Origin of the sequence: Streptomyces sp. (assembly GCF_031178505.1) — a bacterium.
Classification (GTDB): Bacteria; Actinomycetota; Actinomycetes; order Streptomycetales; family Streptomycetaceae; genus Streptomyces; species Streptomyces gulbargensis.
The window spans coordinates 1-9,774 of sequence record NZ_JAPSIW010000198.1 but is presented as its reverse complement, the minus strand read 5'-3'; the positions used below and the strand labels follow the sequence as shown (position 1 = coordinate 9,774).

Sequence of the window (9,774 nt, the reverse complement as noted above, 5' to 3'; positions counted from 1 at the left end):
GAACTGCGGTACGCCGACTTCGCCGTGCGCGGGGACGAGGTCTGGTGTCTGCGCGAGGCCGTGTCCGACGAGGCCGCGTTACGGGCGGTACGGCACCTGGTGGCACTCCCGCTCGACGGCAGCGCGCACGACGACCCCTCCGCCGTACGGGAGTTGGCGTCCGGGCATGACTTCCTGACGGGGCCCCGGATCGAACCCGGGGGAAGCCGGGTGGTCTGGCTGGGCTGGAACCATCCGGCGATGCCCTGGGACTCCACCGACCTGATGAGCGCGTCGGTGACGGCCGACGGCACGCTGACCGAGCCGGTCAGGCTCGCGGGCGGCGGCCGGGAGTCGATCACCCAGGTCGAATGGGCGGCCGACGGCTCCGGACGGCTCTACGCGGTCACCGACCCCCAGGGCTGGTGGAACGTCCACGAGATCCTGCCGGAGGGCGGGTCCCGCGAAGTGTGCGGCCGGGCCGAGGAGTTCGGCGACGCCCTGTGGCGGATCGGCCTGCGATGGCTCCTGCCGCTCGACGACGGCGGTCTGGCCGTGCTCCACGGAGTCGGCGAGCGCCGGCTCGGTGTCCTCAGCCCGGAAGGGCAGCTCACCGACTGCCCGGTCACGGCCACCGAATGGTTCTTCCCCGCGACGGACGGCCGCCGGATCGCCGCGGTGTCCGCGGGACCGGACCGGCGTCGCACCGTCGTCCTGACCGATCCGGCCGGCGGCGCGACCGAGGTCCTGCGCGCCCCGGCGGACGCGGGCACGGAGGCCTGGGCGAGCACGCCGCACCGGCGTACGTACCGGGGCCCGGAGGGCGAGGCGGTGCACGCCCACGTGTATCCGCCGACGAACCCCGAGTTCAGCGGGCCCGAGGGCGAACTGCCGCCCTGGCTGGTCTTCGTCCACGGCGGCCCCACCGGCCGCTCGTACCTGACGCGGAATCAGGAGATCAACTACTTCACCAGCCGCGGTATCGGTGTGATCGACGTGCAGTACGGCGGCTCGACCGGATACGGCCGGGCCTACCGCGAGCGGCTGCGCGGGACCTGGGGCGTGACCGACGTACGCGACTGCGCCACCGCGATCCGCGGTCTGATCGCGGACGGCCTCGCCGCCCCCGAGCGGGTCGCCATCCGTGGCGGCAGCGCCGGCGGCTGGACGGCGGCGGCGTCGCTCGCGGCCGAACCGGAGCTCTACCGGGCGGCGGGCATCTACTACCCGGTGCTCGACGCCGTCGGCTGGCGCACCCAGGGCACGCACGACTTCGAATCCCGCTACCTCGACGGGCTCATCGGTCCCTGGCCCGCCGCGAAGGACCGCTACGAGGCGCAGTCCCCGCTGGCCGGGGCGTCCCGCATCCGGGCTCCCTTCGTGCTGCTCCAGGGGCTCGACGACACCGTCTGCCCGCCGGCGCAGGCCGAGCGGCTGCTCGCCCTGCTCGACGGATCGGGCGTCGCACACCGCTATCTGACCTTCGAGGGCGAGGGACACGGCTTCCGGCGATCGGCCACCGTCGTCGCCTCGCTCCGGGCGGAGCTGGAGCTGTACGGGCGCGCTCTGGGCTTCACCCCCGGGGCCTGAGTCGCCGCCCCACCTCGCGCCTTTCCCTCTCCCCCGCCCGAAAGAACGCATCAGCGCGAAACAACAGAAGGACGGGCATGTCCGCAATCGAGCAACTCAACTTCGACCGGCTCGAACCCGGAGTGAGAAAGGAACTCCGGGCACTCTGCCGTCTCGACAACCACCACGGCCCGCTCGCCGTGCTCGCCGAGTACGCCCTGATCGCCGCGTCCGTGGCCCTGTGCGCCGGTGTCTCGTACTGGTTCTATCCGGTGGCCCTGGTCGTCATCGGCTCCGTGCAGCGTTTCCTCGCCCACTTCCTGCACGAGTCCAGCCACAAGACCTTCGCCCGTGGCAGGACGCTCAACCTGCTCGGCGGGTCCGTGTTCTCGGGCTATCTCGTGTGGCACCTGTACGGCCCTTACCGCAGTTCCCACGTGGGCAACCACCACCGCAACCTGGGTGACGCGGAGACCGATCCCGACTACGCGTTCCACATCGAATGCGGCCTGTACGACACCGAGCGCTCCGACCGGCACTTCTTCCTGCGGGAAGTGGTCCTGTCCGTCCTGGGTCTGCGGACGTTCGCCTACCTCGGCTACATAGCCCGCGAACGGGTCTTCTGCGACAGCTCCCGGATCAGTGTGTCCGTCCCCGTGCCCCTGCGGACCGAGCGTGCCGTGTTCGTCACCCAGTGGGCGGTGATCCTCGGGCTGTGCGCCTGGTTCGGGTGGCTGCCGGAGCTGCTGCTGTTCTGGTTCGTCCCGTTGTTCACGACGAACGTGGCCATCGGCTGGCTCGCCGAGCTGTCCGAGCACTATCCGATGCCCGAGAGCGAGAAGCACCAGGTCCTCCTCACCCGGAACCGGCACGGGCGCTTCCTGGAACAGTTCCTGATCAGCCGTCACAACGACCGCTATCACCTCGTCCACCACATGAACGCCGGCATTCCGCACTGGAACCTCGGGCGCGCCCACCGCGTGCTGCTGCGCGACCCGGTCTACGCCGCGTGGGACGGACTGTGGGCCGGCGCCTTCACCCGGCCCCGCTCGCGCCGCGACAAGGAGACCGTCATCAGTTACGCGGCCAAGTACCGCCAGTGGCGCAAGGACGGTGGTGAACCCGGGACGGCCGAGCCCACCTTCGCCCGCGTGATGCTGCTCGCCGCCGCCTCCTCCTCCACCGCCGCCCCCCAGGCATGACGGGACAGCCTCCGCCCGTGTCCCCCGCCCCTCCCGTACTCCGCCCGTGTCCCTCTCAGGAAGTCCGAGGTAGCGCCATGAACACCGAGTCCTCGCAGCGCGTGCTGCACGAGGCCGCGTCCCGGGGACTGCGGGCCCTGGCCGCCGACGAGCGGTGCCGCAGCGCCTTCACGGCGCCCGGCTCCGTCCTCCAGGACATCCTGTCGCCCGCTGCGCGCAGGTACGTACTGGCCGCCGACCGGGAGGAGTTCCTCGGGCACCTCACGGTGCTCCGCGACAAGTCCTACGGGATCACCGTCGAGTTCGTCGGGGAGGAGAACTCCGACCCGGCGCAGATCGAGCAGGTCGTCCAGGAGTACCTGTCCGTGATCGCACACGATCCGGTACCGGGCCGGCTCGGCTTCGACCTGTCCAACGTGGGCCTCACCGTGTCCCGCGAACTCGCCCTGGAGAACAGCGCCCGCATCGTGGAGGCGGCGGCCGCCAAGGGCTGCGAGGTCGTGCTGAGCATGGAGCGCTCACCGGCCGTCGACGCGGTGCTCGGCGTGTACCGGGACCTCGCCGAGCGGTACGAGAACGTCGGCATCACCCTCCAGGCCCATCTGTACCGCAGCGATCAGGACATCGCGGCGGTCGCCAGGCCGGGCCGCCGCGTACGCCTCGTCAAGGGCGCCTTCCAGGAGCCGGCCGATGTCGCCCTCGGCCGCGGTCCGGCGCTCGACGGCCGCTACCTCCGCTTCGCTGAGCAGCTCGTCGACGCGGGTGTCCGGCTGAGCCTCGCCACCCAGGACCCCGAGGTACTGGCCCGGGCGAAGGCCTGCGGCCTTCTGGCGCGGGTCGACGAGATCGAGATGTTGCACGGTGTACGGCCCTCCCTGCTGCGCGAGTACCAGGACGCCGGATTCGCGTGCCGCATCTACGCGACCTACGGCGAGAACTGGTGGCTGCACCTGCTGCACCGGCTCGCGGAACACCCGCCGATGGTGCTCACGGCGCTCGCGGACCTCGCCGACCGGGGAGAGCGCGCCGTCGGGGCCGGCTACTAGGAGGGTGTCTCGTCGAACAGGCCGGCTCGGGGAGCGGCATCCGGTGCCCGGGGTGGTCTCTCCCGGGCCCGCAGGGCCGGGGGGACGATCGCGAGGCGGAGGAGCCCCTGCGCCGGCGGCGCCTCCCGTGCCCGAAGGGCTACGGGAGGACGCGCGCACCGGACCCCGCGAGCCCGGCAGGATCGGCGGGACACCCGCGAGGGATCGCCGGACCGGCCTCCGCGGCAGGCGTCCGGCAGCAGCGCGTGTCCGGCGGATCACGGCCGGACAGCCCGACTCGAGAACGAAGGAGCACGAAGTGGCAGAGCAAGGCGTACGTCCGACCGAAGACAGGCTCGTTCACCTCAACACGGCGGGGGCCGGGCTGATGCCCGACACCGTCCGCGCGGCCATGGAGGCCTGCATCGCGCGTGAGGCGGCGATCGGCTGCTACGAGACCGAGGAGTCGCTGGACGACCTGCTGCAGGGCGAGGTCTACCAGCGGCTCGCCCGGGCGATCGGCGCCCCGGTCGAGGACGTCGCCCTGTTCGACAGCGCGACCCGGGCCTGGTGCGCGGTCGTGCCCAAACTGCGGCTCGGCCCCGCCGACCGCGTCTGGGTCACCCCGTACGAGTACGCGGGCAACCTCATCTCCCTGTTCTCCCTGCGCGACCGGACCGGCTGCCGGATCGAGGTCGTCCCCACCCTGCCGGGCGGCGATCTCGACCTGGACTGGATGGCCGCGCACATCGCCGACGACGTGGCCCTGGTGTCCGTCACCCACATCCCGTCCGGCTGCGGCATCGTCAACCCGGTGGAGGAGATCGGCCGCATCCTCGCCCCCTACCGCTGCTTCTACGCCGTGGACGCCTGCCAGTCGATCGGCCAGGTCCCGGTCGACGTCTCCCGCATCGGATGCCAGCTGCTGACCGGCGCCGGCCGGAAGTTCCTGCGGGGTCCGCGCGGCACCGGCTTCGCCTATGTGGCACCGCGGCTGCGCGAGGCGCTGGTCACCGACTTCCACGATCTGCACGTCGCGCACGTCGACTCGCCCACCGGCTACCGGGTCACGGACCCCGGCGCCCGCGGCCTGGAGCTCGCCGAACGCACCACCGCCGCGGTGGCCGGCTTCGACGCCGCGCTCACCCTCTTCGAGTCGGGCACCCCCTTCGACCACAAGGACGTGTTCCGGGCGCTGCGCGAGACCGTGGAGCGGACCCCCGGCATCGAACTCATCGCCCCCGGAGAGGTGCAGTCGGGCATCGTGTCCTTCCGGCACGCGGACATTCCCGCCGACGAGATCCGGCGGCGCCTCGGCCGACGGCGCATCAACGTCTGGAGGATCGTCGGCAACCACACCCCGCTCTACATGGCCGAACGCGGTGTGGAGACGGCCGTCCGCGCCTCGGTGCACTACTACAACACGGTGGAGGAGATCGAGACGTTCGGTCGCGCCCTGCGCGAGATCGTCGGCGCGGGGAGCCGGGCATGACCTCCTTGCACGCGGCGGTACGCCGGCACGCCGAGGCCCGGCCCGGGGCCACCGCTCTGGTGTCCGGGGCCCGCTCGGTCGGCTACCGGGAACTGGACCGCCGGGCCGACGCCTGGGCCGGGTCGCTCGCCCGGCGGGGCGTCGGCCCCGGTGAGCTGGTGCCGGTCCTGCTGCCCCGCGGTGTGGACCTGGTCGTCGCCGTCCTGGCGATCCTCAAACGGGGCTCCGCCTACGCGGTGCTGGACGAGGGCTGGCCGGAGCAGCGCATCCGGGAGATCGTCGAGGACCTGGACGCCCGGCTGATCGTGGCGGGTCCGGGGAGTGCCGGGGTGCCCACGGGGACGCCGGTGTGGTCCGTGGCCGACGCCCCGACCGGTCCGCCGGACCCGGCCGCCGGCTTCGAACCGGTCGACGTGCCGGAGACGGCTCCGGCCTGTGTCTTCTTCACCTCGGGGACGACGGGGCGGCCCAAGGGCGTGGTGGTCCCGCACCGGGCCCTGAGCCGGCTCGTACGCCCCGGCACGTTCGCCCGGTTCGCCCCGGACACGGTCATGCCGATGGCCGCGGCGCTGCCCTGGGACATGTTCTCGTTCGAACTGTGGGGCGCGCTGCTCGGCGGCGGCACCGCCCTGATCATCGGCGAGCCTTACCTGTCCGCCCAGGCCCTGCGCGAGGGGGTGGCCGCGCACGGCGTGAACACCGTGTGGCTGACCAGCAGCCTGTTCAACATGATCGTGGACGAGGATCCGGACGCCTTCGCCGGGCTGGCCCAGCTCATGATCGGCGGGGAGCGGCTCTCCGTCCCGCACGTGCGCGCCTTCCTGCGCCGGCATCCCGGTGTCACGCTGCTCAACGGTTACGGCCCGGCCGAGAACACCGCGCTGTCCACCACCCACCGGATCGTCGAGGGCGACTGCGACCGGCCCGGCGGCATTCCGGTCGGCCGGCCCGTGCCCGGCACCCGGGTCCACCTCCTCGACGGCGAGATCTGCGTCTCGGGCGAGGGCCTCGCCCTGCGCTATCTCGGTGACCCCGGACTCACCGCGGCGCGCTTCCCCGAGGTGACGGTCGACGGCCGGGCCGTACGGGTCTACCGCACGGGAGACCTGGGCGAGTTCGACGGTGAGGGGGTGCTCCACTACCGCGGCCGCGTCGACCGGCAGGTGAAGATACGCGGCCACCGGGTCGAACCGGCCGAGGTGGAGCGGCAGATCGAGCGGCTGCTGCCCGCCGTCCGGCACTGCCGCGTGGTGGCACGCCGGGACGGCGAGGGTGGCGTCGAGGCTCTGCTCGCCTTCTGTGTGCCGCGCGTTCCCGGTGACGCGCTGGCTACCGCCGCCGGGGAGCTGCGCACGGCCCTCGTGCACTACCAGCGCCCGGAGGCCGTGATCGCCGTCCCTTCGTTCCCGGTGACGGGCAGGGGAAAGCTGGACGAGCGCGCGCTCCTCGAGCTGGCCCGCGCGCACGCCGCGCCGGCGGGGTCGTGGGACCTCCCGGATCCGTCCGGCACGGAGGAGGATCCCGGCGTCCGGCGGGTCGCCCGGGTGTTCGCCGATGTGCTCGGCGTCGCCGCGGTGCCCCCGGACCTGGCCTTCACCGAACTCGGCGGGACCTCCCTGGGCGCCGGCCGGGTGTGCGCACGGCTGTCCGCCGAACTCGGGCGGCCCGTACCGCTGACGCGCGTGTACGAGCATCCGACCGCCCGTGCGCTCGCCGCGTGGCTGCGCGACACGGCCGGGGCGGACCGTACCGGCGACGGGACGGCACCGGCCGGGGACGTACCGCTCACACCCATGCAGGGCGTCTATCTGACCCGGCACCTCCTCGACCCCGACGACCGTTCCGCGCACTGTCTGCTGCTGTGGACCGTCGAGGGGGAACTCGACCTGGACGCCCTCGAAGCGGCGGTCGGGGACGTCCACCGGGGGCACGAGGTCCTCGGCTCGGCCTATGTGCTCGACCCTGATCCCGTCTGCCGCCCGGTCGGCGCGCCCGCCCCCGTGCTGGAGGTGCTCGCCACCGCTCCGGACCGGGAGACCGCCGTCGAACTCCTGCGGGAGACCCTCGCCGAACCGCTGGAGATCACCGAGGGGGACGTCTGGCGTACCGCCCTGGTGCCACTCGACGGCGCCTCGCCGGCGCGCGGCCATGTCCTCGGCTGCGTCGTGCACCACATCGCCTTCGACGGCGGGTCGGAGTCCGTCCTCGCCACCCACCTCGCCGAGGCGTACGGGGAGCGTGTCCGCACCGGCCGGGCGCCCGCGCGCCCCGAGGCGCCCACCGCGGCGATGACGCACCTGCTGCGGACGCGGCGGCGCGCCCTTGCCGATCTCGACGGCCAACGACGCCGGCTGGTGGAGGAGTTGACCGGCGTACCGGAGGTGAACTGGCCGGGATTCCCCGCGACCGGGGAGAAGGTCCCGCCGGGCCGGTGCGAGGTGACCCTGGAGAGGGAGGCCGTGGCACGCCTCGACAGGGCGGCCGCCCGGTTCGGGGTCACCCGCTTCACCCTGCTGCTGTCCCGCTACGGCCGGCTGCTCGCCGGCCTGACCGGTGGTGAGGACTTCGCCGTCGGGGTCCCGGCCTCCCAGCGTCAGGACGGCGCCCTGGAGAGCGCCGTCGGCTGTCACATCGACATGGCCTGCATCCGGCTGCGCGGGGCCGCCCTGGGCGCGGACCCAGGGGCCGTCGCCGCGACCGCCCGGATCGTCGGCCGGAGCTTCGCCGCCCAGGACCTCGCCTTCGACGAGGTGGTGCGTCTGGTGAACCCGCCCCGCACCGGCCGGGCCCCGCTCTTCCAGACGCTGTTCGTCCTCCAGGACAACCCGGTGCCCGAGCTGCCGCTCCACGGCCTGACGACGGAGTTCGTACGACCGCGCTACCTGGAGGTTCCGCTGGAGGTCCAGACCGAGGTGTGGCCACTGGCCGACGGACGGCTGCGGCTGGTGGTCAATCACCGCCCCGACGCCGTGTCGCACGACGTGGCACACAGTCTCGTCAAGGGCCTCGCCGAGCTGCTTCGCACCCTTCCGTCGGGAGACCGGTCATGATGCCCTCCGTCCTCGATCCGGCCCGGCTGACCGACCCCGGGTTCCACGCGGACGACTCGGTGCACGCCGTGTGGCGCGCGCTGCGCGAGCACGATCCGATGCACTGGCACGAACCCACCCGCTACCCGGGCTTCTGGTCCCTCACCCGGTACGAGGACGTCCGCGCGGTCAGCCGCGACGCCCGGGTCTTCAGCTCCGCCCAGGGGATTCTGCTGCGGCCCACCGCGCACGGCGCGGACGTGGGCGGCGGCCGGACCTTGGCGCTCACCGACCCGCCCCGGCACAAGGCGCTGCGCAACCTGGTGGCCGGCTGGTTCACCACCCGCTCGGTCCGTGCCCTCGAGGAGTCGATGCGGGAAGCCGTACGGAACGTCCTGGCGCACGCGATCGAGCTGGAGGAGTGCGACTTCGTCACCGAGGTGGCGGCGCGACTGCCCCTGTACGTCATCTGCCGGCTGATGGGCGTACCGGACGGGGACCAGGAACTTCTCTTCTCTCTCACGAAGTCGGCGTTCGCCGCCGGCGAGCCGGAGGCCCGCGGCGCCGCCCACCTGCAGATCATGCAGTACTTCACCGAGCTCATGTACCAGCGCATGGACACCCCGGCCGACGATCTGGTGAGCGCCCTGGTGACGGGCCGGGTCGACGGGGAGCTGCTCACCGAGGAGGAGGTGCTGCTCAACTGCGACAACCTGCTCGTGGGCGGCACCGAGAACGTCCGGCTGGCCGTGTCGAGCGGGCTCCACGTCTTCCTCGGCCACCCGAGGGACTGGGAACGTCTGCGCGTGGAGAGGGAGTTGCTGCCGACGGCGGTCGAGGAGGTGCTGCGGTTCACTTCGAGCGCCACCCACGTCATGCGCACGGTCACCGAGCCGGTGCTCCTGCGGGACCGGTGGCTCGACGCGGGCGATCGTGTGGTGCTGTGGATCCCCTCGGCCAACCGCGACGAACGCGTCTTCCCGGACCCGGACCGCTTCGACATCACGCGTACGCCCAACCGCCATCTCGCGCTCGGCGCCGGAGAGCATTTCTGCCTCGGCGGGATGCTGGCACGGGCGGAGATGCGGATCTTCTTCTCGGAACTCCTCGACAGGGTGAAGACCGTCGAACAGACAGGCCCGGCCGTCCCGGTGGAGTCCATCGTCGTGAACGGCCTGGAGCGCCTCCCGGTCCGCCTGCGGGCCCGCTGAGCACCCGCCGGCAGGCCGCGCCGGGACTCCTCGGCGCGCGGAGCCGACGGAACCGGGTAACGTCTTCGTCATGTTCTTCCGGACGCCGATTCACGAGTGAGAGCGTGACGGGCCCCTCGTCGGCGTCCTTCGACGTCGCCGCGCCCGTCCCCACCCATGCATCCGTAGATCGCTTCACCTCACCACCGGGAGAACCCGTGACCGACAGCAAGAACATCAACAACCCCGTGGGCCAGGGCGGTGGCCAGCGCAAGAGGCTGTCCCGCG

6 protein-coding genes are annotated in these 9,774 nt (G+C 72.5%); all 6 read left to right on the top strand.

The features are described from left to right. On the top strand, positions 1-1,569 hold a 1,569-nt coding region (locus RIF68_RS15690; RefSeq protein WP_309051864.1), incomplete at its 5' end, for a prolyl oligopeptidase family serine peptidase. A 77-nt stretch (positions 1,570-1,646) separates the two neighbouring features. Next, a complete protein-coding gene (locus RIF68_RS15685; RefSeq protein ID WP_309051863.1) occupies positions 1,647-2,750 on the top strand; it encodes a fatty acid desaturase family protein in 1,104 nt (367 codons plus the stop codon). 77 nt (positions 2,751-2,827) lie between these two features. Continuing rightward, positions 2,828-3,796: a proline dehydrogenase family protein gene (locus RIF68_RS15680; protein ID WP_309051862.1), complete on the top strand. Its 969-nt coding sequence runs from the start codon at positions 2,828-2,830 to the stop codon at positions 3,794-3,796. Between the two features lie 298 nt (positions 3,797-4,094). Further along, the gene (locus tag RIF68_RS15675) at positions 4,095-5,267 is read left to right on the top strand and encodes an aminotransferase class V-fold PLP-dependent enzyme (RefSeq protein ID WP_309051861.1); all 1,173 of its coding nucleotides are present in this window, start codon (positions 4,095-4,097) and stop codon (positions 5,265-5,267) included. After that, a complete protein-coding gene (locus tag RIF68_RS15670; RefSeq protein WP_309051860.1) occupies positions 5,264-8,317 on the top strand; it encodes an AMP-binding protein in 3,054 nt (1,017 codons plus the stop codon). The genes RIF68_RS15675 and RIF68_RS15670 overlap by 4 nt, the downstream gene beginning before the upstream one ends. Then, positions 8,314-9,507 carry a cytochrome P450 gene (locus tag RIF68_RS15665; protein WP_309051859.1) on the top strand — a complete coding sequence of 398 codons (1,194 nt, stop codon included), beginning with the start codon at positions 8,314-8,316 and terminating at the stop codon, positions 9,505-9,507. Before RIF68_RS15670 ends, RIF68_RS15665 begins: the two co-directional genes overlap by 4 nt. Positions 9,508-9,774 lie beyond the last annotated feature (267 nt).